Source organism: Hyphomonas sp. (assembly GCF_041398465.1).
Taxonomy (GTDB): domain Bacteria; phylum Pseudomonadota; class Alphaproteobacteria; order Caulobacterales; family Hyphomonadaceae; genus Hyphomonas.
This window is the reverse complement of sequence record NZ_JAWKUS010000002.1, coordinates 1-25,256: the sequence shown is the minus strand read 5'-3', so window position 1 is coordinate 25,256 and position 25,256 is coordinate 1. Positions and strand designations below refer to the sequence as shown.

Annotated in this window: 25 protein-coding genes, 1 tRNA gene and 2 pseudogenes; 11 read left to right on the top strand and 17 right to left on the bottom strand. The window is 55.8% G+C overall.

From position 1 onward, the window contains the following. Nucleotides 1–29: 29 nt before the first annotated feature. The 6 genes from R3C98_RS06750 to R3C98_RS06725 form a co-directional block, all read right to left on the bottom strand. Nucleotides 30–107: transfer RNA gene (locus R3C98_RS06750), tRNA-Pro, on the bottom strand. A 53-nt stretch (nucleotides 108–160) separates the two neighbouring features. After that, nucleotides 161–643 carry a MerR family transcriptional regulator gene (locus R3C98_RS06745; RefSeq protein ID WP_371313359.1) on the bottom strand — a complete coding sequence of 161 codons (483 nt, stop codon included), beginning with the start codon at nucleotides 641–643 and terminating at the stop codon, nucleotides 161–163. A 20-nt stretch (nucleotides 644–663) separates the two neighbouring features. Continuing rightward, a complete protein-coding gene (locus tag R3C98_RS06740; protein ID WP_034762814.1) occupies nucleotides 664–957 on the bottom strand; it encodes an integration host factor subunit alpha in 294 nt (97 codons plus the stop codon). A gap of 103 nt (nucleotides 958–1,060) precedes the next feature. Continuing rightward, nucleotides 1,061–2,032 carry a beta-ketoacyl-ACP synthase III gene (locus R3C98_RS06735; RefSeq protein ID WP_371313358.1) on the bottom strand — a complete coding sequence of 324 codons (972 nt, stop codon included), beginning with the start codon at nucleotides 2,030–2,032 and terminating at the stop codon, nucleotides 1,061–1,063. A 26-nt stretch (nucleotides 2,033–2,058) separates the two neighbouring features. Continuing rightward, complete coding sequence (gene plsX / locus R3C98_RS06730) at nucleotides 2,059–3,093, bottom strand: phosphate acyltransferase PlsX (protein ID WP_371313357.1); 1,035 nt, start codon at nucleotides 3,091–3,093, stop codon at nucleotides 2,059–2,061. A gap of 57 nt (nucleotides 3,094–3,150) precedes the next feature. Continuing rightward, on the bottom strand, nucleotides 3,151–3,723 hold the full coding sequence (locus R3C98_RS06725; protein ID WP_371313356.1) for a ubiquinol-cytochrome C chaperone family protein: 573 nt from the start codon (nucleotides 3,721–3,723) through the stop codon (nucleotides 3,151–3,153). A gap of 83 nt (nucleotides 3,724–3,806) precedes the next feature. Here R3C98_RS06725 and R3C98_RS06720 point away from each other — a divergent pair, with 83 nt between their 5' ends. Both R3C98_RS06720 and R3C98_RS06715 read left to right on the top strand, forming a co-directional pair. Further along, nucleotides 3,807–4,286: an outer membrane protein assembly factor BamE gene (locus R3C98_RS06720; RefSeq protein WP_371313355.1), complete on the top strand. Its 480-nt coding sequence runs from the start codon at nucleotides 3,807–3,809 to the stop codon at nucleotides 4,284–4,286. Between the two features lie 224 nt (nucleotides 4,287–4,510). Next, nucleotides 4,511–4,723: a hypothetical protein gene (locus tag R3C98_RS06715; protein ID WP_371313354.1), complete on the top strand. Its 213-nt coding sequence runs from the start codon at nucleotides 4,511–4,513 to the stop codon at nucleotides 4,721–4,723. Between the two features lie 10 nt (nucleotides 4,724–4,733). Here R3C98_RS06715 and R3C98_RS06710 read toward each other — a convergent pair whose 3' ends face one another. Together R3C98_RS06710 and R3C98_RS06705 are read right to left on the bottom strand one after the other, a co-directional pair. After that, a complete protein-coding gene (locus tag R3C98_RS06710) occupies nucleotides 4,734–5,366 on the bottom strand; it encodes a sigma-70 family RNA polymerase sigma factor (RefSeq protein ID WP_371314012.1) in 633 nt (210 codons plus the stop codon). An 11-nt stretch (nucleotides 5,367–5,377) separates the two neighbouring features. Beyond that, nucleotides 5,378–5,563 (bottom strand): NepR family anti-sigma factor, encoded by a 186-nt coding sequence (locus R3C98_RS06705; protein WP_371314011.1) that lies wholly within the window; start codon nucleotides 5,561–5,563, stop codon nucleotides 5,378–5,380. A gap of 238 nt (nucleotides 5,564–5,801) precedes the next feature. On the opposite strand from R3C98_RS06705, the gene R3C98_RS06700 reads away from it, so the two are divergent. Further along, nucleotides 5,802–6,050, top strand: coding sequence for a hypothetical protein (locus R3C98_RS06700; RefSeq protein ID WP_371313353.1), 249 nt, complete (start codon nucleotides 5,802–5,804; stop codon nucleotides 6,048–6,050). 27 nt (nucleotides 6,051–6,077) lie between these two features. Here the strand turns inward: R3C98_RS06700 and R3C98_RS06695 are convergent. Both R3C98_RS06695 and gspG read right to left on the bottom strand, forming a co-directional pair. After that, nucleotides 6,078–7,426 (bottom strand): IS3 family transposase gene (locus R3C98_RS06695; RefSeq protein ID WP_371313352.1). Its coding sequence is split into 2 segments (ribosomal slippage): nucleotides 6,078–7,093 and nucleotides 7,093–7,426, totalling 1,350 coding nucleotides; the frame shifts between segments, so codons are not numbered across the junction. A gap of 202 nt (nucleotides 7,427–7,628) precedes the next feature. After that, the gene (gene gspG, locus R3C98_RS06690) at nucleotides 7,629–8,300 is read right to left on the bottom strand and encodes a type II secretion system major pseudopilin GspG (RefSeq protein ID WP_371313351.1); all 672 of its coding nucleotides are present in this window, start codon (nucleotides 8,298–8,300) and stop codon (nucleotides 7,629–7,631) included. Between the two features lie 336 nt (nucleotides 8,301–8,636). Between gspG and gspD the strand changes: the two genes are divergently transcribed. The 8 genes and pseudogenes from gspD to R3C98_RS06650 all read left to right on the top strand — a co-directional run bounded on the left by gspD (nucleotide 8,637) and on the right by R3C98_RS06650 (nucleotide 16,321). Continuing rightward, nucleotides 8,637–11,006, top strand: a complete 2,370-nt coding sequence (gene gspD, locus R3C98_RS06685) for a type II secretion system secretin GspD (RefSeq protein WP_371313350.1) — start codon at nucleotides 8,637–8,639, stop codon at nucleotides 11,004–11,006. Continuing rightward, entirely contained in the window at nucleotides 11,007–11,915 is a 909-nt protein-coding gene (locus R3C98_RS06680; RefSeq protein ID WP_371313349.1) for a general secretion pathway protein GspK, read from the top strand. Between the two features lie 32 nt (nucleotides 11,916–11,947). Then, entirely contained in the window at nucleotides 11,948–13,624 is a 1,677-nt protein-coding gene (locus R3C98_RS06675) for a GspE/PulE family protein (RefSeq protein WP_371313348.1), read from the top strand. A 2-nt stretch (nucleotides 13,625–13,626) separates the two neighbouring features. Beyond that, the gene (locus R3C98_RS06670; protein WP_371313347.1) at nucleotides 13,627–14,844 is read left to right on the top strand and encodes a type II secretion system F family protein; all 1,218 of its coding nucleotides are present in this window, start codon (nucleotides 13,627–13,629) and stop codon (nucleotides 14,842–14,844) included. Further along, nucleotides 14,828–14,935 (top strand): annotated as a pseudogene (locus R3C98_RS06665) (prepilin-type N-terminal cleavage/methylation domain-containing protein); the annotation flags it as partial. The gene R3C98_RS06670 and the pseudogene R3C98_RS06665, both read left to right, overlap by 17 nt. 72 nt (nucleotides 14,936–15,007) lie before the next feature. Continuing rightward, nucleotides 15,008–15,313 carry a GspH/FimT family protein gene (locus R3C98_RS06660; RefSeq protein WP_371314010.1) on the top strand — a complete coding sequence of 102 codons (306 nt, stop codon included), beginning with the start codon at nucleotides 15,008–15,010 and terminating at the stop codon, nucleotides 15,311–15,313. Continuing rightward, a complete protein-coding gene (locus R3C98_RS06655; protein ID WP_371313346.1) occupies nucleotides 15,306–15,692 on the top strand; it encodes a prepilin-type N-terminal cleavage/methylation domain-containing protein in 387 nt (128 codons plus the stop codon). The genes R3C98_RS06660 and R3C98_RS06655 overlap by 8 nt, the downstream gene beginning before the upstream one ends. Beyond that, nucleotides 15,692–16,321, top strand: coding sequence for a type II secretion system protein GspJ (locus R3C98_RS06650; RefSeq protein ID WP_371313345.1), 630 nt, complete (start codon nucleotides 15,692–15,694; stop codon nucleotides 16,319–16,321). Before R3C98_RS06655 ends, R3C98_RS06650 begins: the two co-directional genes overlap by 1 nt. Nucleotides 16,322–16,323: 2 nt before the next feature. Here the strand turns inward: R3C98_RS06650 and R3C98_RS06645 are convergent, their stop codons facing one another. The 7 genes and pseudogenes from R3C98_RS06645 to R3C98_RS06615 form a co-directional block, all read right to left on the bottom strand. Continuing rightward, complete coding sequence (locus R3C98_RS06645) at nucleotides 16,324–16,707, bottom strand: hypothetical protein (RefSeq protein WP_371313344.1); 384 nt, start codon at nucleotides 16,705–16,707, stop codon at nucleotides 16,324–16,326. 47 nt (nucleotides 16,708–16,754) lie between these two features. After that, entirely contained in the window at nucleotides 16,755–18,869 is a 2,115-nt protein-coding gene (locus tag R3C98_RS06640) for a S8 family serine peptidase (RefSeq protein ID WP_371313343.1), read from the bottom strand. Between the two features lie 117 nt (nucleotides 18,870–18,986). Next, complete coding sequence (locus tag R3C98_RS06635; RefSeq protein ID WP_371313342.1) at nucleotides 18,987–19,508, bottom strand: hypothetical protein; 522 nt, start codon at nucleotides 19,506–19,508, stop codon at nucleotides 18,987–18,989. Further along, nucleotides 19,505–20,956, bottom strand: a complete 1,452-nt coding sequence (locus tag R3C98_RS06630; protein ID WP_371313341.1) for a hypothetical protein — start codon at nucleotides 20,954–20,956, stop codon at nucleotides 19,505–19,507. Before R3C98_RS06630 ends, R3C98_RS06635 begins: the two co-directional genes overlap by 4 nt. A 41-nt stretch (nucleotides 20,957–20,997) precedes the next feature. Continuing rightward, a complete protein-coding gene (locus tag R3C98_RS06625; RefSeq protein WP_371313340.1) occupies nucleotides 20,998–22,446 on the bottom strand; it encodes a multicopper oxidase domain-containing protein in 1,449 nt (482 codons plus the stop codon). A gap of 32 nt (nucleotides 22,447–22,478) precedes the next feature. Then, entirely contained in the window at nucleotides 22,479–23,819 is a 1,341-nt protein-coding gene (locus R3C98_RS06620) for a multicopper oxidase domain-containing protein (RefSeq protein ID WP_371313339.1), read from the bottom strand. Further along, nucleotides 23,816–25,256: pseudogene (locus tag R3C98_RS06615) on the bottom strand (hypothetical protein); the annotation flags it as partial. The gene R3C98_RS06620 and the pseudogene R3C98_RS06615, both read right to left, overlap by 4 nt.

The following is a 25,256-nucleotide window of genomic DNA, read 5'->3' as shown; positions in this document are numbered from 1 at the left end:
AAGTCCGGTACAGCCGGACCGGAATTTAATGGTCGGAGCGGCGGGATTCGAACCCACGACCCCTAGTCCCCCAGACTAGTGCGCTAACCGGACTGCGCCACGCTCCGACGAGAGCGGCTTGTAACCAAGCCGCCCGACCTGTGCAATGAATTATGTGGGTTCAGGCTGCGCGCCGACCGAGCGCCGCATCAATGCGGGATTTGATGTCTGTCAGCTCAGTGAGAGCCCCCTCCAGGCGGGCGCGACGATCATTGCTGAGCCCTTCTGGTGTCTCTTGGGTGAAGGCTTTTGCCACGGTCGCCTGAAGCTCGCGGGCGGGGCTGCTGCCGGCGGGTGCGCCGGCACCGAGTGTGGCTTCACCGTTCAGCACGGCAGGCATGCCCTGTTCCGCGATCAGTGCCTTGGCCCCCTTCAGCGTCATGCCGCGCTCATGGACGAGGATCTGGATGGCCCGCAACGCGTCAACATCCTGCGGGCGGAACATGCGGCGGCCGTCCGGGCGTTTTACCGGGCGGACTTCGCGGGGGAACTTGCTTTCCCAGTAGCGGATGACATGAGTCTCGATGCCGAGTTCCGAAGCTGCTTCACCGATGGACCGGAATGCGGTCGCAGATTTCTCGATTCGGGCCCGGCTGGCGCTCATGTCTGTTCCTTCCTGGATCTCTAATTATTGTCGACCTGCGCCTTCAGCATCGGCGACGGGCGGAAGGTGACAACGCGCCGTGCTGCGATCGTTGCCTCCTCCCCGGTTTTCGGATTGCGGCCTTCGCGCGCGGCTTTGGAGCGCACCACGAAATTGCCAAACCGGGAGAGTTTCACTTCGTCTTCATGCTCAAGCGCAGCGCCGATCATATCCAGCGTCCGGTCAAGCAAATCAGACGATTCCTGCCGGGTCAGACCGACTTCGCTGACGATCTTGTCGGTCACTTCGGCGCGGGTGATGGTCTGGTTGGACATGGGATTCTCCCGATCTGGTTAAGATGTAGCCAAGGATTGTTAACGGATTACTAGCGCATCCGTCAGCTAAAATCCGTGAAAAAGTCGAGCTTGTCGCCTGAATTTAAAGGCGGAACAGGCTGGCGCCCCAGGAAAAGCCGCCACCCATGGCTTCTGACAGGATCAGGTCGCCCGGTTTCGCCCGGCCAGACCGGACTGCGTGATTCAGCGCCAAGGGGATCGACGCTGCCGATGTGTTGGCGTGCTCCTGCACGGTCACGATCACCTTTTCCTCGGCGATGTTCATCTTCTTCGCGACGCCGTCCAGAATGCGCTTATTGGCCTGGTGGGGCACGAACCAATCGATGTCGTCACCGTTCAGGCCGGTTTCGTCATAGATCGCCTGGATGGCGGATGAGATATTGGTGACGGCATGGCGGAACACGCGGTTCCCTTCCATGCGGACATGCCCAATCGTTCCGGTGGAGCTGACCCCTCCGTCGACATAGAGTAAATCAGATTTGGTGCCGTCGGTACGGATGTGGTGCGTGATGACACCGGCGAGTTCCTCGCCGGCCCACTCTTCGGCCTGAAGCACAGCCGCGCCACCACCGTCGCCGAACAGAACACAAGTGCCGCGGTCGGACCAGTCCAGAATGCGGGTAAATGTCTCCGCGCCGATGACCAGTGCCGTGTTGAACAGGCCCTGTTTCAACATTGAGTCCGCCGTGGCGAGCGCGAAGAGGAAGCCGGAACACACAGCCTGCACATCGAACGCTGCGCCCCCGGTCATGCCGAGCTTTGCCTGAACGGCCGTTGCGGTTGCCGGGAAGGTCTGATCCGGCGTCGTGGTCGCCAGTACGATGAGGTCGACTTCCGAGACAGGAATACCGGCGGCCTCCAGCGCAGAGCGGGCTGCAGCGGTTGCGATGTCAGACGTCAGCTCACCTTCGGCCGCGATATGCCGGCGCTTGATTCCCGTTCGCTCCTGAATCCATTCATCGGACGTGTCGACGATAGAGGACATTTCGTCATTGGTCAGAACTTTTTCGGGAAGATAACTGCCTGTTCCTCGGATAAAACTACGCCGTGCCATCTGTTTTCCTTTTTGGGGGTGACCGATCAGCCAGCCGCCGCCCCTTTCTTCTGGATACGCGCGAGGTTTGCAGCAACCTCTTCCGGATAGTGACTTGTCGCAAGGTCTGCCGCCAGCCGGCACGCGGTAGCAAACCCTTGCGCGTCCGTGCCGCCATGGCTTTTGACGGATACGCCACCAAGGCCAAGCAGCACGCCGCCATTTGCATTGCTGGGGTTCATCTGTTCTCGGAGTTGTTTAAGCCCCGAGGATGCCAGCACAGCGCCCGCTTTCGTCGCGATGCTCTTCGTCAGCGCCTCGCGCACGCGGGTCCCGAGCATTCTTGCAACGCCCTCGCCCGTCTTCAGAGCAACGTTTCCGGTGAAACCGTCAGTCACAACGACGTCGACGGCGCCCATGGAGATGTCGTCACCCTCAACAAAACCGCGATAATCCAGGTCCAGTCCAGAGGCACGCAGAATCTCGTGAGCCTGACGCACTTCGTCATGCCCTTTCATCTCCTCGGACCCGATGTTCAGCAAGCCGATCGTCGGCCTTTCCTTCCCAAGGATGGCGCGGGCGTAAGCCTCTCCCATGATGGCGAACGACACGAGCTGAGCGGCGTCCGCCTCGACGTTCGCCCCGACATCCAACACGACCGAGCGGCCGATCAGCGTCGGCCACATCGCGGTCATGGCCGGCCGGTGAACACCATCCATCTTGCGCAGGACCAGCATCGAGATCGCCATCAGGGCTCCGGTATTGCCCGCTGATACAGAGGCATTCGCCCGGCCTTCCTTGACGGCCTCCAGCGCGTTCCACATGGAAGAGCCCTTGCCACGGCGGAGCGCCTGGCTGGGCTTCATGTCGCTGGTGATCTTGTGATCGCAATGAACGATTTCACATCGTCCACTGAGCCCGGGGTAAGCCGCGACGAGCGGTGTCAGGGATGGCTCATCGCCAAACAACAGGATCGTGGAATCTGATCGCTCCCGAAGGAACACAGCTACGCCGTCGACGATCACGCCCGGTGCGTGATCCCCGCCCATTGCATCAACTGACAGGATCGTTCCGCGAGTCATTACACCTTCCGGATTCTGGCCTCTGTTGAGAGCCGTTCGCGCTGTTTAAGGCGCGCCTCAGACCTTTGCAACGCCGGGTCTGCTTGTCGCAGGGAAGGTTGGCCAAGGGGCAGTGCCGGATAAAAAGGCCTCAGATGCGGTCGCATCGAAGACGCTAGCGATTGCTACCAGATGCTGAGCCAGATCCGGCTCACGACCGGCAGCTGCAACCCCATTGCGCCTCAGAACATCCTCGATTTCGACAGCCCTTTCACCAATCGAGCAAGAAAGGGCATCTGCGATCGATGTACCAAGGCCATAGTAATGCTCGCCCATCTTCCGGACCTTACGGGCGATCGATGCATCTCCGACACCGGTTTCTCGTAACGAAGCATCAAATCCATCGAAAACCTTCGCATGGACCAGCTGAGGCAGACGTTGCAATTCCTCTTCCGGTCTTTGCGTCAACTGCCAGACCAGGACCGCGGCATGGAGACTGACCATCTGGACACGATGATCCAAATCATCAGGCACCACCCCCAATGCATATGCCTCGGGCGATAACGCAGCCGCCATCAGACCACGATACAGCTTTTCTGCCCTCTGCCTCTGTGCCTTCGCTTTGAGAAACGGGTTCCAGATCCCTACCAATAGAACTCTCCTGCACTCATGTGCTTGCCAAAGCCATGCCGCTGCCGCTAGGTCTGACGCGGACCACTATCAGGAGTTTGCCGATGGCGCGACGCGCAATTCTGGCCGTAGGCCTTCTGGCCCTTCCGCTGACTGCGTGCCTTACGCCCAGCCGCGATTTCCACGGCTATGTCGCGGATGAGTTGCAGCCGGGTGAAATCAAGCCGGGTGAAGACACGCGCTCGACGGTTCTGGCACAGCTCGGCTCTCCCTCGACAAAAAGCCTGTTCGACGACAACACTTGGATCTACATGTCCGAACTGCAAGAGCGGGTCGCGTTCTATCACCCCAGGGTAAAAACCCGGAAAATTACGGCCATTGCCTTCGGGACTGATGATAAAGTCGAAGAGATTCTTGAATACACAGCGGACGACGGTCGGGTGATCAATTACGCATCACGCGAGACCCCAACTCGCGGACGGGAGCTCGGGTTGTGGGAGCAGATATTCGGCTCGGTCGGCAATGTGCGCCTGCCCAATTCTGACGAGATCACACCGGACAACCCGACAGGAAGACGGCGTTAACCGCTCTTTGTGCGGCGCAACATTTCGCCTCCTCCTCCCCTGTTTGGGGAATCTTATAAAAAAATAATTCGTCAAACAGGCGTGTTGGAGGTAATGTTTCATTATAAGCTCCAAAGGAGCGGCTGGGCGGAGCGACAGCCCCGGGCATTCCCGAGAAAGCGGCCCGCTCACCTTTCGAAACTTGCCAGCTGGCCAGTTTTGTCAGGTTGCAAGGAGATTGGGTGATGGCAATCAGGTTCTCCCTGTTCGGCCGGCGCACCAGCGCCCCGAGTTCCAGACAGTCTCGCGCCTACGCATCCCTCAAAGATGCAGCGGCTGAAGCGGGTCTTCTGCCACCATTGGAAAAGGTGCAACACATTCGGGACCGTGCACGTGAACGCCTCGCACGCGCCGATCAGGCCTTCGACCAGTTCGAAGGAACAGAAAACGCGAGCTGAGCAACTCGCATCAGGCTGCGCTGAACAATCCTCGCGCGAGTGATTCGATATCGGAAATCAGGTCGATGTGACCGTTCGCGGTACGACTGCCGTCTCGTGTGGAACCGCCGACCTGGCCGACATCGGCTTGCTGCATCTTGAATACGACAGCTTCACGGGCCCTGCTAACCCGGCTTTTTATTGTGCCCGGCGAACAGTTGCAGATTTCACCAGCTTCTTCATAAGTATAGCCGGCTGCGACGACCAAAATCAGTGCCTCGCGCTGCACATCCGGCAGGTTGGAAATCGCCGCCTGCAGGACCTTGAAATCGATCCTCGCATCCAGGTCTGCCGGGGCGACGAGTGTGTTCTCGGCAACCTCCTGCTCAAGCGGCGCTGACCGCCAGGAACGCCGTGCATACTGATAAAATTCATTTCGAAGAATTCGAAAAAGCCACGGACGCATCGGCGCGCCAGGCTCGAAGGAATCAATCGCCTGCCACGCTTTCAAGCAGGTATCCTGCACAAGATCGTCCGCAAGCTCGCGCTCACGGCACAAACTACGAGCGAAGGCCCGCAATTCCGGGATCAGCCGTTCAAGCTCATCAACGAACGACCATTCATTCCCAGAATCCGGCAGCTCATCCTGACAAGCCGGAGACATTTTGGTCACGATCAGCGGCCCTTCCTCTGTTGTTCTTCTATGCGCAACTTATCAACCAATTCCCGCAACCTCTCAGGTAACGGCTCATCCAATACTGGTTTGAAGCTCTCCCTCAGCGCGTCGCCGATTGCTCCTTCCAGCCCTGTCTGTACATTTTTTGATGGTGCCGTGCGCCTGAACGGCTCTTTTGCCGCCAACTGCGACCTAGCCAGATTCCCCAAAATGAATGTCCCCGCAGTGTTTCTACCACTAGCTCACAAACACGCCCAATCGTTCATTTGCCACGTCGTGCACCAAAAGGTGCCCGGATGGAGTTAAGAATATGTGTGCAAGTATTCGTATTTCCCCACGACAAAATAACCGAACGACTCTGTTGCCATTTTGTTATCTTATGGAATCTACAAAATATATTCCTAATCCAGGAAGGTCATCTGCGTGTTATACGAACTTATAACGAAGGAATTGCCATATTTGCGTCGCTACGCGCGCGCCATGACCGGTGATCAGGTGGCAGGGGATATTTGCGTTGAGACCATGCTTCAGGAGCACGTCCTGAAGCCGCAACCCGCCGATGCGCCACTCCCCGAAAACCGGATCGACTTATTCAAATTGCTCGATGCGATTCTCGCAGATCCAGCGCTGTCCGTCGTCAGGTATTTTGAGGCAGATGGCTGCCTGACTTAAGGAGGGTCTGGCGCATCTGGGTTTGAGTTAAGCAGCGGATTGGGCGTGCTGCAAGCGCCGCAGTTTCATCGTCCTCCTTTTGATTTTTTCGCGTTCGAGCAGGACGGTCTGGCCGCGCCCGGTGTAGACATCTGCTGGGGTGAGGTTGTTCAGGCTCTCGTGATAGCGCTGATGGTTGTAGTAGCCGACGAAGGCGTCGATCTGCGCTTCAAGGTCTCCAGGCAGGAAGTAGTTTTCCAGCAGGATGCGGTTCTTCAGGGTCTGATGCCAGCGCTCGATCTTTCCTTGCGTCTGGGGATGGTAAGGCGCCCCGCGTGTATGCGCCATGCCCTTGCTGGCAAGATACTCAGCCAGGTCGCCAGAGATGTAAGATGGTCCGTTGTCTGAGAGTAGTCTCGGACGATGAACCACATTCGCCTCATCGAGTCCTGAAGCCTCCAGTGCCAGGTTGAGCGTATCCTCAACATCGCTCGTCGCCATGCCGGTGCAGAGCTTCCAGGCGATGATGTAGCGGGAAAAGTCATCAAGCACGGTGGAGAGATAGAACCATCCCCAGCCGATCACTTTCAGATAGGTGAAGTCTGTCTGCCAGAGCTGGTTGGGTGCAGTCGTCTTGTCCCTGAACTCATTTGCCGCCTTCATCACGATGAAGGCCGGACTGGTGATCAGGTCATGCGCCTTCAGAAGCCTGTAAACACTGGCCTCAGAGACGAAGTAGCGCCTCTCGTCGGTGAACGTCACCGCCAGTTCGCGGGGAGAAAGTTCTGGTCGGTCGAGCGCCATTTCGAGCACCTGCTCGCGCACATCATTCGGGATGCGGTTCCACACGCGGCCAGAGCCACCACGCCGGTCTTCGAGAGCAGTTTCACCGAACCGGCGATACAGATCATACCATCTGTAAAAGGTCGGACGCGACACGCCGATCTGCTCCAGCGTCTTCTTCACCGGCTGGTGCGATTGCTCGACCAGCCGGATGATCTCAAGCTTCTCGGATGCGGGATACCTCATTCGGTATCCTCCCCATCCCCGATCACGCTTTTTTTCAGAATGCGGTTTTCCAGCGTCAGGTCGGCCACTACTTCCTTCAGATCCCGCATCTCGCGCTTCAAGCCGCTCACCTCACCGGACGTCGCCTGGCGCTCGGTATCGCCGGAGAGCCGCCTCTTTCCCGCTTCGAGGAATTCCTTCGACCAGGTGTAATAAAGGCCCTGGGCGATCCCCTCACGCCGACACAACTCGGCAATCGAATACTCTCCGCGCAGGCCTTCCAGAACAATGCGGATCTTCTCTTCGGCAGAGAATTTGCGCCGGGTCTTACGGCGTATCTCTTTCACATGTTTTTCGGCCGATCCTTCCGGCCCGGATTTCTGTCTCATCTTCGCTCCCTTGGCGGGCTACGATGTGCCAGAAATCCTCCTTAAGCAATTTGGCCGATCTGTCTCACAGTCGCTGACGGGGAACAAACGCTGAGTATCACCCGAAACACCGACTAGACCGAGCTACGGACCCCAAGCATATAAGGTTTCCAATAAATGGATTAGATCTCACGCGCTATTCCGGACTTGCCGGAAGGAACAGCTAAGAGGAAACGTCGGCGTCCTCGCCAACACCTCCGGGCGCATTGTCCCGCCCAAGAGAAATGATCTTGAATCCGCTTATCTCTCCGCCAGTGGAATAATGATAGGGGTTACCCCAAGGATCCAGGGGAACCTCCTCGCTATCCAGGTAGGGGCCGGCCCAGCCCAAGTTTCCCTGGGGCTCAACAACCAATGCCTTGAGCCCTTCTTCCTGAGTGGGATAGTGACCTACATCCATAAGATACAAATCCAGCGCCGACTTGATTCCCTGAATCTGGACATTTGCCGTCTGACTTTTGGCGCGGCTGAGATATCCGATCACGCGCGGCCCGACCACGCCGACGATCAGGGCCAGAATGACAAGTGCAACCAGTATCTCCATAAGGCTGAAACCAGCCTCTCCTGTCCGGCCCCTATTCGGCTTGCTCATATCAAGAATTCCTTTTCCCAACCCCTGCCTTTTCAGAAAAGCGCAAGGCCTTATCCTTAACAAATGAATTTTGCCCAGTCCGTGTCTTGCTTTGCAGGCAAATACGATCCCAGCGCCTGGCTTTTTCACCTGATTGAACGGGTAAGCAATATTTACGCCTGTTTGCCCGTTTGTCGCCGTCATCACGGAAAATTGGTTAACAGGGCAATTTGACCAGGCAGCCCTATGCCCTCCCTGCAGCATGGATGCCCTTCCTGATTTTAATTAACCTCTCTAGGAATTAACCAGTTATTCCGTACCGGGATCGCACCGGAAACCATGCCTGGCGCAGTGAAGCCATCACACTTCAGATGCCAGACGCACACCAGTTTCGCCTGACAATTCCACCAAAAAGTGGAATCAAATCGAAGTTTCCCTCTTATTCCGCGAATCTAACGCTCGAATTACGCTCCCTGGATGAAATCAGTCCCATCGGCACTGATTTCAATTAGGCTAATTTGATGAAATTGGCGCCAGAGGGGAAGTTTGCACGGAAATTGCACCTGACAGCAGCCAACGCCAGAGCATCAGGACCAAAACGTGAAAAGCCAAGAATGGTTACCGGAAAAGGCAAACCTCGATCGTCGGTCCCGGTTACCGGAAATTGCCCTGTTTAACCGCAAATCAAACACTAATTCCGGCCATCAGGCTTCTGACCGAAACGACAAAACTGCCAATTTGATCAGTTTATCTAAGAAATGGGTCATCAATATGAATACGAACCAGCGTTCTGAAGCAGCACGAGCCTTCAGCGGCCTGCGATTGATGATCGGCGTTGCCACATTTGCAGCACTGGCAGGATGCGCCACGCAGAGAAGTGAAACCACAACGAGTTTCGCACCCGTCTATGGACAGGAGGCGCCCGCCTCCAAAGTGGATGTCTCGACAGATCGTTCGGACACCGCGCCCCCTCAGACCACCGGCCTCCCGGTTTCTGTCACCACATCCCCTGCCTCTTCCTCAGCGGCAGATTCACCGAGAAGCACCCAGTCCGAAATTGGGACAGGATTTTTCTTCGACTCCGATCTCGGACAGGATACCAGTGCGCCAGTCCGGCAAGGCGACGTGGTCTTGAACTTTGTCGACTCCGATATCCGAGAAGTCGCTCGTGCAGTCTTTGAGGACATTTTGTCCGTAAACTACGTAATTGACCCTCAGGTCTCCGGCAAAGTGTCGCTCGCCACTTCACAGCCGGTCCGTACCAGAGATGTCCTGCCGCTCATGGAGAGCGCATTCCATCTGAGTGGAACGGCAATCGTTCTAAAGAACGGTGTTTATTACGTCGTGCGTGAGAGTGAAGCACTGCGCCTTGGCGCTCCGATGACCTACGACGCGTCATCTTCACAGATCCCGGGATACTCCGTTAAAGTCGTCCAGCTGCATTATGCAAATGCTGCTGAGATCGCCAAGCTGGTTGAACCCCTGGCCCCCAAGAACGCAATCGTCAACGTCGACGAAGCCCGCAACGTCCTCATTCTTTCCGGTGACTCAGCGACTATAGCGCGCCTGAATGCAACGATCGCTTCATTCGATGTCGACTGGATGGCGGGAATGTCATTTGCGCTGGTTCCCGTCGACTCACCCGATCTTGCGTCCCTGACCAGCAGTCTCCAGCAGGTCTTTTCCCTTGGCAGCGAGACCGCAGACACCTCCATGAAGTTTTTGCCACTTGAACGTTTGCAGTCAGTGTTGATTGTAACCCGCGAGCCGAAAATGTTGGAGCGCGCTGAATCGTGGGTGAAGCGGCTTGATGACCAGCAAACCCGGTCGGGTCGCCAATTGTGGGTCTATGATGTCCAGTTCGGCCGCGCGCCCGAGCTTGCCGCCATGCTGTCGTCGGTTTTTGGTGGTAATGTCGTCAGCCAGTCGAACACGAACAATCGCTCGATTGTCGCCCCCGGCGAGACCATGGCCACGATTCAATCGGGCGCCTCGATCGAAGACTTTATTGCTGATCCGTCGGCAGAATTTTCTCCTTCGGACAACTCGGCATACAGCACCGGATACACCTCTGGCCAGATTGCAAACAAGAATGATGGGTTCCGGATCTTTCCGTATGAAACATCCAACTCCCTGGCGATTTTTGCGACAGAGAGCGAGTATCGCATCGTTGAATCCGCATTGAATAGAATAGATGTCCGCCCGATGCAGGTGATGCTGGAAGCCACGATTGTCGACGTAACCCTGAACAATGACCTGCGCTACGGAGTTCAATGGTTCCTTGAATCCGGTGAGTTCAATGTCGGCCTGACGCAATCCAAATCAAGCCTTTCCTCCACCGGAGCGACATTGCCGGGCTTTGCCGTGACCTTCCAGGGAGACAAGGCAAACGCCGCGATCAGCGCACTTGAATCTGTGACCGACGTACAAATCCTGTCACGTCCGAGACTACTGGTTTCCAACAACCAGCAGGCATCTCTTCAGATCGGCGATCAGGTACCAGTGGTTACGCGGACGTCCACGTCGACGATCGATCCGGCGGCCCCGATCGTTGCGGATGTGGAACTGCGCGATACAGGTGTCATTCTTAGTGTGACCCCGCGGATCAACGCCAACGGCCTGGTTTCACTGGATATTGAACAGGAAGTCAGCGATGTCGCCCCGACGACTTCGTCCGGCATCGATTCACCGACCATCCGCCAGCGTCGCCTCCAGACCAATGTGACCGTCGATTCCGGCGCCACCATTGCACTCGGTGGTCTTATCCGGGACGATGCAACCACGACACGGTCGGGTATCCCGGTGCTCAGCGATGTACCTATTCTTGGACAGCTGTTCCGAACGACGAACAAGACGCGCCGCCGTGGCGAGCTCGTTGTCCTGATCACACCGAAAGTGGTACAAGCGCCTGAGGACATTGACGCGGTTACTTCTGAGCTCCTGTCTCAGATTTCCGAACTGGGATTGTAGATGCGTGCGGCCAGTCATTCGCAAACTGACCATGATCCGGGCTCTTCTGTAGAGACTTGCCAGGACTCACAGGGTGGCATTGCCGTGATGGCCGTCATCTGGACTATCGCTATTGCCTCTGCAATCACGCTTGTCGCGCTCTCGGTTTCCAGCGCCTATGTGCAAGCTGTGTCGGTCCGAAATCAGGCGGTTAAATTGTCCGCGGCTGCGGATGCCGGTCTTTTTATGGCGATTGATGAGTTGTTACAGCGCGACTCGATCAATCCTGCCCCGCATGACGGAACCCCGAAGCCAGCGGTGTTTGACGATATTCCTCTGATCATCTCCGTCCAGGACACAGCCGGCCTTGTCGACATGAATGCGGCACGTCCGGCGTTACTCGCTGCCCTTTTTGAAGGGCTTGGCGCGAGCAGCCAGGAAGCGTCCCAACTCGCCGACGAAATTATCGATTGGCGGGATCCTGATCGGCGGCCCACCGGAACAGGAGGTGAAGCCCAAGCCTATTCCGCGGCGGGTCTCAGTTACGGACCGAAGAACAATCAATTCGTTTCCCTGAACGAACTGGGTCAGATCATACATTTCCCAGCGCCTTGGATAACCCGGCTGGACTCGGTTGCAACGATCCACTCCGGATTGACCGGAATTGACCCAACCAAAGCTTCACCGGAGCTGTTGGAATTGCTCAATATGAGTCAGAACGCCAACCTCCAGTCTGAACCGGACCAGCAAACGCGGCCATATCTGGCGGCATCAAGCACGAGAGTGTTCAGGATCCGCTCCCAGGCGACATCAAATGGCGCCGTATTCGTGCGGGATGCGACTGTCCGAATAAATCCCGGTGGGTTTCCCGCTTTTGATATGCTCGAGTGGGGCCGTGGACATGAAATTTCAAATCTGGAAATTCACTAGTGCCGATGACTGACTCAACCGATCAAATCAAAATGGTGGGCCAAAATCACGGCACACCGCAGACATTCCTGGACGATCTTCTTTCCAGGGAAAAAATCGACACGCTTGGTCTCAATCGAGCAGTCGCGCTATCTCGCTCGAGTGGTGAGCGGCTCGCGATTGTCCTGTCGCGGATCGGGCTTGTTTCCGAAGTGGAGATCGCTCAGACGTTCGCCCGGATCGGCGGTTCAGCTGTCGCCGGCGCAGACGACCTCCTGACCGCCACGACACTGGATGGCCGGATCAGCGCAGCGTTTCTGCAGAAGGAGCATCTGGTTCCGATCGGGATCGACAATGGCACTTTGCAGGTTGTGATGGCGGATCCATCCGACCAATTTGCCATTTCGTCGATCGAACTTGCTACGGGCCTAAGACTTTCGGTTCGCCCGGGGCTGCTGAGCGAGATCGATGCAGCAATCCTCAAACTGGTCACAGCTGACTCGACCAATCCGGCGGAACCGGTTGAGGAAGTAAAATCCGAAGATGTCTCGCGGCTGAGAGACATAGCAAGCGAAGCCCCCGTTGTCCGCTATGTCAGCAATGTCCTTGAAACAGCAGTTCGAAGGCGCGCGTCTGACATACATTTCGAAACCACGCGCGCAGACCTCAGGGTGCGCCTGCGTGTCGATGGTGCACTGCTGGATATTGAACCCCCACCTGCGTCGATGCGGGCAGCTATCATTTCCAGAATCAAGATCCTTGCCCAGTTGGACATCGGCGAACAACGCATGCCCCAGGACGGGCGCATGACCGAAACCATCCGTGGGGAAGACATCGATTTCAGGGTTGCCACCGCACCAAGCCTGTTCGGAGAAAGAGCGGTCCTTAGGGTTCTTGATCGAAAACGCGTGCCGCTCGAATTCGAAAGCCTCGGCTTTCCACCGGCACTCCTGCAATCCTACCTGAAGCTTCTCGAACAACCACACGGGATCTTGCTTGTAACCGGGCCAACCGGTTCAGGCAAAACGACGACCCTATATGCCTCGCTTGCGCACCTAAACCGCCCGGATGTGAACATCCTGAGTGTGGAAGACCCGGTCGAATATGAAATGCCTGGAATTACCCAGGTCAACGTACGGCCCGATATCGGCTTGAGCTTTGCGAGCGTTCTTCGTGCTTTCCTGCGGCAGGATCCGGACATTCTGATGGTCGGCGAGATCAGGGATGTCGAAACCGGTCACATCGCCGTCCAGGCGAGCCTGACCGGCCACCTGGTCCTTTCCACGCTGCATACCAATGACGCTGCGAGTGCGATTACCCGTCTCGTTGAAATGGGCATTGAGGACTATCTGCTTGCCGCGACCCTCAATGGCGTTGTCGCGCAAAGACTGGTTCGGAAGCTGTGCAATAGTTGCAGCGAGCCCTATGCGCCAGATCCAGACCTGCTTGAGCGGATTTCCCCGACTGCAAAGACTTGGGAGGGGGACTACCGCCGTCCGACAGGGTGTCCGAACTGCAATGAGACCGGTTATCTGGGCCGAACAAGCATTCTTGAGATCCTGCCTATCACGGATGAAATCCGGCAGGCAATTCTCAAGCGGCAGGATGCCGGGTCCCTGCGGGTACTGGCGCGGGCCCACGGTATGGCAACCCTCGCAGAACATGGATTGGCGCTCGCGTCGAGGGGCATCACCAGCATCGACGAGTTGCTGAGAACCGCGAAGGTCTAACCATGCCCAGATACAATTTCAGAGCAATCGACTCGAACGCCGCGATTGTACATGGCACTCTTGAAGCCGGTTCACGGGATGACGCTGTTCGTACCATTGTCGCGAAAGGACAGCGTCCTCTGCGCGTCGAAGAGCAGACCTCTGATCTCTGGACTGAACTTACCCGGCAAAGAGGGACGCCAACCCGGCTGGCCGATAAGTCGATGCTTTTGCTCATGCGAAAGCTCGCGACGCTGACTAGTGCAGGTGTTTCGATCGAGGATGCACTGACAATAAGTTCGAAAGAACGCAGGAAATCGGCTATCGCAGTGGTCTGCCAAGAGCTCCTTGCGCGCCTGCACGATGGCCTGAGCCTGGCCGACGCTCTGGCCGCCGACCGGAAATCATTTCCGGAGCAGTACGTCGCAATGGTGAGGGCCGGCGAGCAAGGCGGGACGCTTCCACAAATCCTTACGCGGATTGCAGATATGCTCGAACGGTCGCTTGAAACTCGGCAGGCTGTCCAATCTGCGATGATCTATCCGGCAATACTTGCTGTGACTTCGACCATTGCGATGGCGACGATATTCCTTTTCGTGCTGCCATCGTTCGAACCCATGTTCGCACAGTCGAACGTTGAATTGCCCTTGTTGACAGCGATCGTAATGTCGATTTCGCGTTTCTTCAGCCAGTACGGCCTCTGGCTTTTGCTGATAATTGCATTGGCCGCATTCCTTATCGCTCAAATGCACCAGATCGAACAAATTCGGGCAAAATGGGACGCATCTGTCGCACGGGCACCGGCAATCGGCCCATTCCTGCAACGGTCGGGATATGGGAGGGCAAGCGCCGTTCTCGGGGCGCTGCTCGTGAACGGCGTATCTCTCGACCGGGCAATGAAGCTGACTGTGTCAGTTCCTGATAATCGCGCGTTTCGGTCAAGTCTGGAAAAAATTCAGCGTGAAGTGGTCGACGGCAAGCGTTTGTCTGATGCCTTCGAAGCTCAGACATTGTGCCCGGATATTGTTTCGCAGCTGATACGCGCCGGCGAGCATACGGGCGAAATAGGAAAGATGTTGATCAAGGCATCTGAAGCCCTTGAGCAGGACGCGCGCAACAGCGTCGACCGAAGTATGTCGATTCTCACCCCTGCCCTTACACTCGTACTTGGCGGCTTTGTTGGCGTCATTGTGTTCTCCGTTCTTCTGGCCGTGTTGAGCATCAATGATCTGGCATTCTGAATCCGCCCGTCAGCGACAGACTGAGCGAAACCGCGGCTACTCGCTACTCGAGATGCTTGTTGTACTGACGATCATAGCCATGATCGCAGCGCTAACGCCTGCAGCGTACCGCAATATACGTCCGGGGATAGAGCTTCGCTCCACATCCGGGGAAGTTGCCGCCTTGCTTCGCAAAGCCAGGAACAATGCAATTCGCACCGGCCGAGATACCGTCGTCACATTCGACCTTGATCAGAATATGGCCGCTTTCGGCAACGAAGAGGACAGCTTGGCCTGGTCAGATGCCGTAAAGATCACCGCGGTCATCGCTGAGTCCGAGCGTGTTGATAGCAATCGCGGCAATATCCGTTTCTTCGGCAATGGTGGCTCCACGGGCGGCAAGCTTCACCTTCGGACGAGCAAGCTAGCCTATGATGTGAGTGTCGACTGGCTACTGGGAACGGTGGAGGTCAAAAAGTCAGATGCATGACAATCACACAGATTCCGAGGCCGGATACACACTGCTCGAAACGCTTGTGGCGTTCGTAATATTGTCCATGAGTGTAACAGCATTTTTCCAGGCTTGGTCTGTTTCAAGCAACAGCGCCAGAAGGGCTGCAGATCAAAGCTCCGCCGTTGCTGTTGCCGACTCTCTTCTAAACCGCATCGGCACGTCAGACTTGCCGTTGCGTCCGGGAATTTTCGAAGCCAACGAAGCTGAACTTCCCTATTGGCGAGTGGAAATCGAGCCCTACGCCTCGGCGCCGGATGGCGGCACCCATCTCTTTATGGTCCGTATGACGGTATCCGATAGCCGTGGATCCACCCCCCTCTTGGATATTGATACTCTCCGTTTACTGACGCTGTGATGATCAAGAACGAACCAATCCCCAGTGCAAGGTCTTCCGCCGGATTTACCCTGGTTGAGCTCATGGTCTCGCTTGCTATTCTGAGCCTGATCGCCGTTATCGCAGGCAACGCACTTGTCTCAGGGCAAAGAGTTTGGACCAAAGTGGATGAGTATGTCTCAACAGCCGAGAAGGTCGAAGCGGTTCAGAACCTGATGCGCGAGCAGATCCAACAGGCTTTGCCGGTGCTGGGCCGAACGACGCCGAGGGAAGAACGAGTGATGCTGAATGGAAACGCCGATAGCATTACTTTTGTTGCACCGCTTCCATCGCATTTCGGGAGATATGGGCTTTATCGGATCGAATACCGGCTTGTGGATGGACAGCTCATATTTGCTCGATCTCTTTTTCAGGGACCAAATGACTTCCGGCGCAATTTTTCAGAAACAACCCAGGAAGTGCTGATCGACGGGGTCGAAAGCCTGCAGTTTGCATATCTTCGATCGGATCGCGACCATCGTGGGTGGTCCTCTTCCCTAACGGACGCGACCGCCATGCCGGAACTCGTACGGATTGACGTCGAATTCAAGGACCCTGGCGCAAAGTGGCAGTCGATATACGCACAGCCTCGGGTGACGTCCCTGAACTGACGTCAGGGTTGAGTGCCGCAGTGGCGTGAATACGTATAGTACTGGCTGAGCTTGAGGCATTGTTCCAACCCATCCGGACCGCGGTCCAGAGACTCACACTTCAGTCGCGTATCCCGGGCAAGGTCGCAATAATAGCTCTCCTTGAACTGCGCATATTCCTCTTCGGTATAGAAACCAGGTTCGGGCGCGGGACCGATATTGCCGCTCACGATGGGTGTCAGGCCATCCCTTACGTCCGACCGGACAGTTTCCAGAATACCGATTGAGTCCGTTTCGATCTCGCCGGGGGGCACCGTTGCGTCCAGTGTGTGGCGCCCGAAAGCCAGAAATGCAGCGACACCAAGCGTGACGAGCATTGCGAAAAGCGCAATGTGACGAGCGTTCATCAAATTACTCCAAGCACGAAAGCCGCGATACAAACTGGCATCGATGTCTACTTCAAGGTCAACGTTTCAGTTACAGATCCTTCAATACCGGAAACGGTGACTGAAACAGGCTCCGCGGTCGAGAGTGAAGACACATGCCCAATCAGGCGCTGCCAAAGCATCGCGTCAGATTTGAAAAGCAATGTCACTTTGCTCGAAGCATATCCCTCGGAAAAATTCACCTCAGCACGCAGAGAGTTTGGGGCATTTGGATCTGCGATATCACTTTCTGCAAAAACAACAATCTTGTCTAAGTCTGGCCGGTAGACCGCACGTGTTACATTTATTGTAAGATCATAGCCATTGCAGTCCTGATCTATACCATCACGCCTGATTTCAGGAGCGCCGGGATAGACCGAAGGATCGATGTCATTGCAATCGATATTGACATCAAAGCCGTCAAGATCCTGGTCTGCAGGTGGCAAGCCAACCACATCCAATAGAACTGTTACCTCACCCTCAACACCACGAACGGTCACAGAGACTGGCTCTACGTTACTCTTTGCACTGATGTCCCGGATAAGCCGGCGCCAATCCGCCGTGCCAGATTTGTACAGCAGTGCTATATCCTGAGAAACGGACCCATCAATGTAATTTAGCTGTGCCAACAGAGAACCGGCGGCGTTGGGATCCGCAATTCCACTCTCTGCAAACACGACGATACTGCCCAGATCACGCCGGTACACCGCCCTTGGAACAGCAATAGTAAGATCGAATCCATTGCAGTCCTGATCGATACCATCCGAGATGATTTCCTTGGCCCCAGGATTTATTGAGGCATCTGAATCATTGCAGTCCACATCGCTTCCATATCCATCCGCATCATTGTCGACAACCAGACTCCCTCCGAGCGATACGTAGGCAGCCGCGACATCCAACAGGCCCGCACCGTAGTCATTGTCTGGCCCGGCCGCCCCCAGATCCCTGGCGGTGGCCTCAAGAGCCGCTTCGAGTTCCAGCATTGATTTTTCGGGAAACGCACTGGCCAGAAGCGCCAGAGCGCCTGCAACCTGAGGCGCCGCGAATGACGTGCCCGAAACAAATGAATATGCTTGCGGATTGAACCCAAACGTCAGATCGGCGGTTTTGACATTACGCCCGGGCGCGACGATCTTGGGGAAGACCTCGTTCGGCAAGCAGGCCCCGGCGCCACGCGCCGAAAAACTCGAGACTGTCGAGTTGGGATCGTCGTCCACAGAACCAACCGAGAAAGACCCCGGCGTGTTTGCTGGGCTGGTGCTGGTATAAGGTCCGGGGCCCGTGTTTCCTGCGGCAAATACGATGGCAACATCAGCCGCCGACAGTAGATCGAAGTAATACTGAAAAATAGGGTGACATTCATTTATTAAGGAGTCGTAGCCCCATGAATTGTTTACGACGTCGGCGGTATCATTCGTGCTCGGATCGTCATCCGGGTCCAGAAGCCACTGGAGAGACAATTCCACATCTGATACCTGCGCGGTGCCTGCGTCGTCAAACAACTTGGCGGCAATCCACTTCGCGCCCGGCGCGACTCCGATATTGGATCCAGTCGCGCCTCCCCCAACCATTAGCCCTATGGTCTGGGTGCCATGGCCGGTTGCATCATGAGGTTGGGTGTAAACGCCATGCGGATCGTACCATCCTCCATTCGTTCCCAGCCATGAGCTCGCGAGATCTGCGTGAACAGCATCCGCACCCGTATCAAGGCTCGCCACGGTAACTCCCGCACCGGTCACCCCCTGGTTCCACAACTCAGGCGCTCCGATTAGCTGAAGATTCCATTCCGGTTGGATTGCCGAACTGTAGGCCGTGTCTACCGCATATACTTTCGCATCATAGTCGATCCGGCTGACCCCGGGGCGGGTTGCCATTCTGGCAATTTCCGACACCGACATTTCGACTGCAATCGCGTTTCTTGCCCAGAGGGTTTTCGTCCGCCGCCCCCCTGCGACCCGCAATGTCTCACGCCATCTCCGTTCTGTGCCTTCAGCTTCAGAACGTAGGGCCTCAAACATCCGCGCGCGCCGGTCCCTGCGATCTCGCTGCACAAATTTCGTCGGATGCACTTTTCGTTCAAAGGAGATGATTACCGGAATCGTGTCTTCCCGCGCATGGGTAGACATTTCGACTTCAAGCTCCAATGACACGACTCCGGAGCCGCTTGGACGGGCCTGCGCGTTTGCGCCAAGGCAAAAGCCAGCTAAGCCTCCCACGAGAACTGTAAGCAGGATAAAGCCGTGAATTTTTATCATTTTTGACTATTCGACCGGAATGTCTGCTACCCTTATCGGTCCCTGTTCGATCGTGACCAGGTCTCCGCTCTGCACAATCCGTCCCGGATTGGAAAACAGGATCACATAGGTCCGGTTCACTTTCGGAGCTTTGGCGTTCTGCTTCAAAGACCCAACTTTGGATATGAATGGGACTTGGAAAATCAGACCGCTACGTTGATGAAGGATTGAGGGGCGCTCATGTTCTCCATGCAACGACTGGGCCAGCTCCGCATCTTCAATATGGTAACGATAATCAAGCATCGTCCCATTTGCCGTCAGCCGCACACCCTCAACACGGATACCATGCTCAAGGGTAAGGGCCGTGTTCAGAGCCTCCAGCCCTCCATCAGCCAGGGAATAGTTCGTAACTTCCGGTGGCTCTGACACCATCTCCATCATGGTGTGATCATGATCGGCCATATGCTCTTCATCGCCCGACAAGTCAGCATTTGCTGGCATGAGGCCTATCATACAGATCGCGAAGATTGTTCCCCAGACCGCCTTCATTCGATCGTCACCGTGTCGCTGTGGAAACCACCAGATCCGGACATCGCACTCAACGTGACGACCGTTCCGGGCGCACAGAATGGGCTATTGACCAATATGCTCCGGTACTGCCACTTCCCGGCGAATTGAGCCTGAGCGGGGACATTATTTATGATCAGATCGTCCGCTGGTGTTCCATTGCTGATTTTGAAGTTTATAACCTGCTGATCACCGAGGCTCGAATTCGTCCGTACCCGGGCGATAAGATTACCCGCAGGTGTGCATACCGGTGGATAAACCTGAAGCTTGTCCGGCAACACAAGGAAAGTATTCATCCCCCCTGCATTGGTCTCGCCGAGGGCGCGATCTACGATCAGGGTCGCCCCTTCTTTTCCACCCTGCACAATAGCGTCCTTGGTCGTAAGTGCTGGCAAAAGAATGGCGTTCTGGCGGCGAGCGGCAACAGTCACTTCCTGACCGGGAGGTGCATAGTAGGGCTCTGCAGTTTCTGCAATAACGTCGAATGCAGTTGCTCCAGTCGTCATCGGGATGCGACTTCTGAGCGCGGCAGAGCGAAACCGAACCAGAGTCTTCCTGTCGTAGAAGGCACCCGTGACCCCACCCGACGCCGGATCATCCCAAGTAGGAGCAAATACGCCATCTACCTGCGGCTTGCCATTCACCAGATAGTAAGTTGGTGAATACACAAGCGGGCTTGTTCTTGCGCCCGCTGGGTTTCCTGGTTGGGGAATCGGATTGTAGCCATCGAGCCCCTTGTCGACGTCAGCGTGAAAAGCTGCATCAATTTCACTATAGAAAATATCGACCGCCGCATCGACGGATACGCCGTGATAGACCTCGGAAGCGGCAGCTGGCAGAACTGTCATTGGTCCGTAGAGCCCCATCTGAACCTGGACCGCCGGATGAGTAGCCGAGTGATAGATATAGGTACCCGGTTTCAGATCACCCTGCTTCCACAGCCAGCTATAGCGCTGCCACTGGCCCGGGCGGGCTTCCTGCGTCATCGAGCGAACACGTCTTGGCTGGTCAGGATCACCTGCCGGATCAAACTTACTTGGTCCCCAGAAAATTGGGCCGTAGTTCAGACGCAATCGCAGCCCCGCAACAGTGAATGAAGTTCGACCGGCATCAAGCTCAACATGATCACCTGCACTTGTTTTGAGGTCATTGTAGACGAACACCGACAGGTTTTCGTTTTCCTTGACTGTAATTTCCGGTCCTGGAACGGTCGCCGTTCCGCACTGATTGGGGTCTTTGGCAGCACATTGCGCATAGCCCCACATTGGCACCATAACAGTGACCGGAGCCCCATTGGCGTCTACGTCCTGTACCGGGATTTCAACCCGTTCAGCTTTGAGGAAGTAGTCCTTTGCGCTTGCGGAGCCTGAAGCGAAAACCCCAAATACACAGGCTGAAAGCGCTAACCGCGTAAGACGATGTCTGATCATTTTTGCGTCTCCACTATTCCATCGACCCCAGATAGCCATGCCTAGTTCGCCGTTTTTTCAAAAATCGAGCCACGCGGGATTACCAACTGGTCGCCATTTCCATCGAGGAACGGTTCGACGATGAGCATCGTCATCATTCCGCCCGGGAAAATGTCGTTGTTGACGAGTTCTTTTTCATTGTGGGAGTGCCACATGTAGAAGAAGCCCCCATTCAAATTAAGTCCACCCTCGCCCGGAGGAAGCTGTCCGAACGAACCGAGATACGGGCTACCCGAATAGAAGCCTCCGAATGTCAGATCTGGGATACCTGGCAATGAAACAGGGATGACGCCACCATGCGTACCGTCAGTGCGTGCTGACGGCTCGTGCCATTCAACGGGATGTTGGGTCGCCTCATCAAAAATATCCCATCCCATGCCAAGATCGGACCACTCAAAGACTCCATCGAATGTCTGCCCCGGAATGCCGGATACCGTGAAGTCAGAAAATCCCAGATCCGGAATACCGCTTCCCGGAACCGAACTCAGCAGGTTTCCGTCGACCGCAACAACCCGCAAATTGTTACCGTGCGTATGGAACGGGTGAAGATCTCGCCCCAGACTTACGGTCCGGACCAGAACCTTCTGGCCCGGCTGCATCTGCGTCATGGATCCATATGGCTGAGTCGGAAGCCACGGCACATCATTCGCGAAGAAGGTGTCTGGACCCGCACGGCCATTGATCATCCAGTAAACCGCTTTGCCATCCCTCGACTTGGCACCCGCCATGTCACCAATGCGGACCATTTCGTGAATATCGGGATCAATGTCAGTCAAAACATAGAGATATTCGTAGTCAAAATCCGTTCCCGTACCATAAGCGATCTGGTTCCCCGACTGAGGAACATAGTTGAAGGGATCTTCGGTCGCCACGGTCGGATCTGCCGTGGGGCGCGCATCCGGAATATCCATTTCATCACGATGAAGGAAGCCTGTCGGCCGCACAATCAGCGCGCCTCCCAACCCCATTTCGGATTGCACACTGATATTAGTTCCACTCTGGTAGAGGAACGTTCCTGCGTGGTCTGCGGTAAATGTATACGTAACGGAATCCGCTGCATTGCAGGTAGGTGCAGCTTCCCTGGTCGCAGCACCGGCAACACCACCAGTGGCCGTCACATCGAAGCCCGGGAAGATCAATGACGTATTTTCTGCTGCTGCCTCGCCATCAAGGCAATTTGTGAGGGTGATGGAGACCTCATCCCCTTCATTAACGATCAGGGTCGGCGCAGGATACTGCATAAGGGATCGATCAGGCGTGTGGAGGCCCCACATGTATATAACGGATCCATCTGCCGCCGAGATGTAACCTGCATCTACGGTGAGGTCGAAATTTGCACTCCCAGGTGTTGGGTCCACATATCCCGGGACACCGGCAAATGCGCCGCCAGTCACCCCCAATGCGACGGCCGAGACTGCCAGTGCTGCTTTCGAGATCGAGATCTTAGCCATTCTCTTTCCTGCTCCTCTGGTCGTCATCTTGGTCACTGAACATGGATCTCTGTCATCATCCCACCATAATCCTGCTGATCGTTCGCAAGCTGATTGAGGTTGGATGTGTACAGGAAAAAAATATCGCCTGATGCATTATCCGGAATATCGATGATGACGTCATAGGATTGCCCACCACCGAGCGTGAGCTGGTGGGTGTTGTAGTAGGCTTTGCTCGGTGAACCAGCGCCTAGATCCGGGCCAACGCGCTGCTCACTACCCTGACCAACGACCTGCATCTTTAGGTCCGGCGAGACGAGTGTATAGTAGTCAACGGTGGACAAACTCGAAATTCGCAGAAGGACCTTGTCACCCGGCGCCGCGGAAATCAGAGACGAAAGCGGCTGCGCGAATGTTTCAAGACCGGTTCCGGTTGTTCCTGGAAAATCCGGATTCGCGTTCAGGAAAACGTCCGTCCGGATTGTATCTGGATAGCCACGTCCATTAAACATGGGATAGGTGTCCTCCATTTCGGCGAATGGAAGCGGCTGGACATTGTAGTGAGCCTTGTGGAAGGCCCCATCATAGCTGTTGATTTGAAGCGGGATCTCGATATCGAAATAGGTCGATCCATCACCGTCATTATAGGCATACCGATCACCCGTATTGTGCGTGAAGCCGTTAAGATCCGCACCATCCGGAAGGAAATCCTGGGCTGGCTCGACATAAAGGTTGCCGACCATGCCCATCTGCATGTGTTCGGCAGCTTCGACGTGGCAGTGATACATGAAAGTACCCGGCCGGGCGACGTTGTAGAAATATGTCATGGATGACAGCGGATTAGGAGAAATGGAGTTATCCGGAACACCATCAAACACCGCAGACGCATTTGGAAAGCCGTGCCAGTGCACCGAATGCGGGTCAAACAGGTCCGGCCGGATAATGAACGGAACGTTTGACATCGTCAGATAAACTTTCTGACCCTGAACCGCCCGGATGAGAGGCGCAGGCAGGTTCGATTTCAGCGCGCGCGTACCGGGATTTTGACCGTCCGCAAGCGGAGAGAACCCGAACGAATAAAGTGGTGTTCCATCGGCCATCCGGATAAATCCATCACCACCCACGATATGATAGCAGACGGAAGCGGCAGGAAGATCAATGCTGGTTGTTGTGCCATCCATTCGGATTACCTGACCGCCTACCCCGTCGAGCACTTCACCTTCTGCGTTCACTGGACCAGGGCACTGCTGGTAGAACTCCCCGGCACTCGCCGTCATGCCCGACCCGACCCATGTACACACTGCCAGGGCAGCTGACGATAGAAGTACGCGTCTTGACGTCATCTTACTCCCCTTTTCACGCTCTCTAATCATATTCATCACAATCTTCCTCACGGCGCAGGTGCATTAATCGTGGCAGACGCGGATCCTTCAGACCCCTGCACGGTTACCTCGAGCGGGAAGTCACGGTTGTTCATGTTGAACCGGATGGTCCGCGTCCACACAGCATCAACACTATCCCAGTTTAGCGTATAGTTTTGGGCAATCGGGCGTCCAAGACTATCCAACAAGGTAAAGGTCAGATCTGCATTCGGTCCGAGGTCGGAAGTTGCAGTTATCGTGACACGGAACCGATTGAGCGGAAGCTGAGCAGTGACTGCAGCCTGGGTAATAGCAATCGAGTTCCCCACAACCCCGTCAAAGACCTCATCCGATCCGGCATCGGGAGCGGGGCCCATCGGACGGACATCTCCGTCAATATCCGAGAGGACGCCAAGATCAGTACCAATATCCTGAGCTGGCGATCCGTAATAGAGATGGAAATCCCCTTTCGGCATCAGCTGCCCACCCTGATCAAGGGCGGAGACAAGCCCGAAGTTCAGGTCGATGAAGTTGCCACCCTCGTCTAGCGCAGCGAATGCCTGCACAACTGGGACGGCTTCACCAGCAAACCCACCTGCGGAAGGAGCCGTCAGGAAAGAAGGCCCGATAAAGTCTGGATCCGCCTGAATGTTGCTCAACACGTCTGGAGCGACGGGCAGGCATATGTCGACGTCTGCAACATCACTCAGGATTGAATAGTCCGTCCTAAGGCACGCTGCATTGCCCTGCACGCCGAGTTCGTCATAGGTCGTCGTACCGGCCACATCGCAAATTACTCCGTCGACATCGCTCCAATGACAGGAACGGTTGTGCCAGAGAATGTTGTTTAGGAGGTCCGGATCAGAGTTTCCGGATGCAACCCCGAGCGCTGCCAGCAAATTGGCGCCGTGAAGCTTGGAATAGACGCCGGAAACCTGTTTTACAGATTCCGAGAACCCGTTCGGTCCGGTAAATGCCGAGGCGGCGGTCGCAGTGCTGTCGTTGTAGGCGATCGTGTTGTGGAAGAAATCACCGAGTTCGACATCCTGAAGAGCAATCACACCTGCCCCGCCAGTAACGTTGTTCACGATCGTATTGTTGATGACACTCAACCGGTAGGTCGCAATGCCATCACCCGGAACAGCGTCATCACCGTTGAACGCAAAGGTCGCAATTGCACCGCCATCGCCAGCACCCGCCTGGTTACCCTGGATGACATTGCCGATAACCTCAACATTGCCTGCTCCAGCGGTGGCCGGTTCACCCGCGAGCGCGGAGCCTGAGATATAAAGTCCACCACCATTTGCAGCTTGCTGTTGATTGAAGGACTGGTTGAACAGGATGCGGTTGTTGATGATGCTTCCGCCATCGCTGAGGCCAACATGAGCGACACCGCCGCCATTGGCCACCGCGAAGTTGCCGCAGATGGTATTTTCGGAAATCAGGTATCCGTCAGCACCGGCATAGATG

What these genes read in the sequence shown, in the direction of transcription:
- R3C98_RS06745 (WP_371313359.1), bottom strand. Translation starts at nt 643, where the DNA reads ATGAGCGCCAGCCGGGCCCGAATCGAGAAATCTGCGACCGCATTCCGG.
- R3C98_RS06740 (WP_034762814.1), bottom strand. Translation starts at nt 957, where the DNA reads ATGTCCAACCAGACCATCACCCGCGCCGAAGTGACCGACAAGATCGTC.
- R3C98_RS06735 (WP_371313358.1), bottom strand. Translation starts at nt 2,032, where the DNA reads ATGGCACGGCGTAGTTTTATCCGAGGAACAGGCAGTTATCTTCCCGAA.
- plsX (WP_371313357.1), bottom strand. Translation starts at nt 3,093, where the DNA reads ATGACTCGCGGAACGATCCTGTCAGTTGATGCAATGGGCGGGGATCAC.
- R3C98_RS06720 (WP_371313355.1), top strand. Translation starts at nt 3,807, where the DNA reads ATGGCGCGACGCGCAATTCTGGCCGTAGGCCTTCTGGCCCTTCCGCTG.
- R3C98_RS06715 (WP_371313354.1), top strand. Translation starts at nt 4,511, where the DNA reads ATGGCAATCAGGTTCTCCCTGTTCGGCCGGCGCACCAGCGCCCCGAGT.
- R3C98_RS06710 (WP_371314012.1), bottom strand. Translation starts at nt 5,366, where the DNA reads ATGTCTCCGGCTTGTCAGGATGAGCTGCCGGATTCTGGGAATGAATGG.
- gspG (WP_371313351.1), bottom strand. Translation starts at nt 8,300, where the DNA reads ATGCTGCAGGGAGGGCATAGGGCTGCCTGGTCAAATTGCCCTGTTAAC.
- R3C98_RS06680 (WP_371313349.1), top strand. Translation starts at nt 11,007, where the DNA reads ATGCGTGCGGCCAGTCATTCGCAAACTGACCATGATCCGGGCTCTTCT.
- R3C98_RS06675 (WP_371313348.1), top strand. Translation starts at nt 11,948, where the DNA reads ATGGTGGGCCAAAATCACGGCACACCGCAGACATTCCTGGACGATCTT.
- R3C98_RS06670 (WP_371313347.1), top strand. Translation starts at nt 13,627, where the DNA reads ATGCCCAGATACAATTTCAGAGCAATCGACTCGAACGCCGCGATTGTA.
- R3C98_RS06655 (WP_371313346.1), top strand. Translation starts at nt 15,306, where the DNA reads ATGCATGACAATCACACAGATTCCGAGGCCGGATACACACTGCTCGAA.
- R3C98_RS06650 (WP_371313345.1), top strand. Translation starts at nt 15,692, where the DNA reads ATGATCAAGAACGAACCAATCCCCAGTGCAAGGTCTTCCGCCGGATTT.
- R3C98_RS06645 (WP_371313344.1), bottom strand. Translation starts at nt 16,707, where the DNA reads ATGAACGCTCGTCACATTGCGCTTTTCGCAATGCTCGTCACGCTTGGT.
- R3C98_RS06635 (WP_371313342.1), bottom strand. Translation starts at nt 19,508, where the DNA reads ATGAAGGCGGTCTGGGGAACAATCTTCGCGATCTGTATGATAGGCCTC.
- R3C98_RS06630 (WP_371313341.1), bottom strand. Translation starts at nt 20,956, where the DNA reads ATGATCAGACATCGTCTTACGCGGTTAGCGCTTTCAGCCTGTGTATTT.
- R3C98_RS06625 (WP_371313340.1), bottom strand. Translation starts at nt 22,446, where the DNA reads ATGGCTAAGATCTCGATCTCGAAAGCAGCACTGGCAGTCTCGGCCGTC.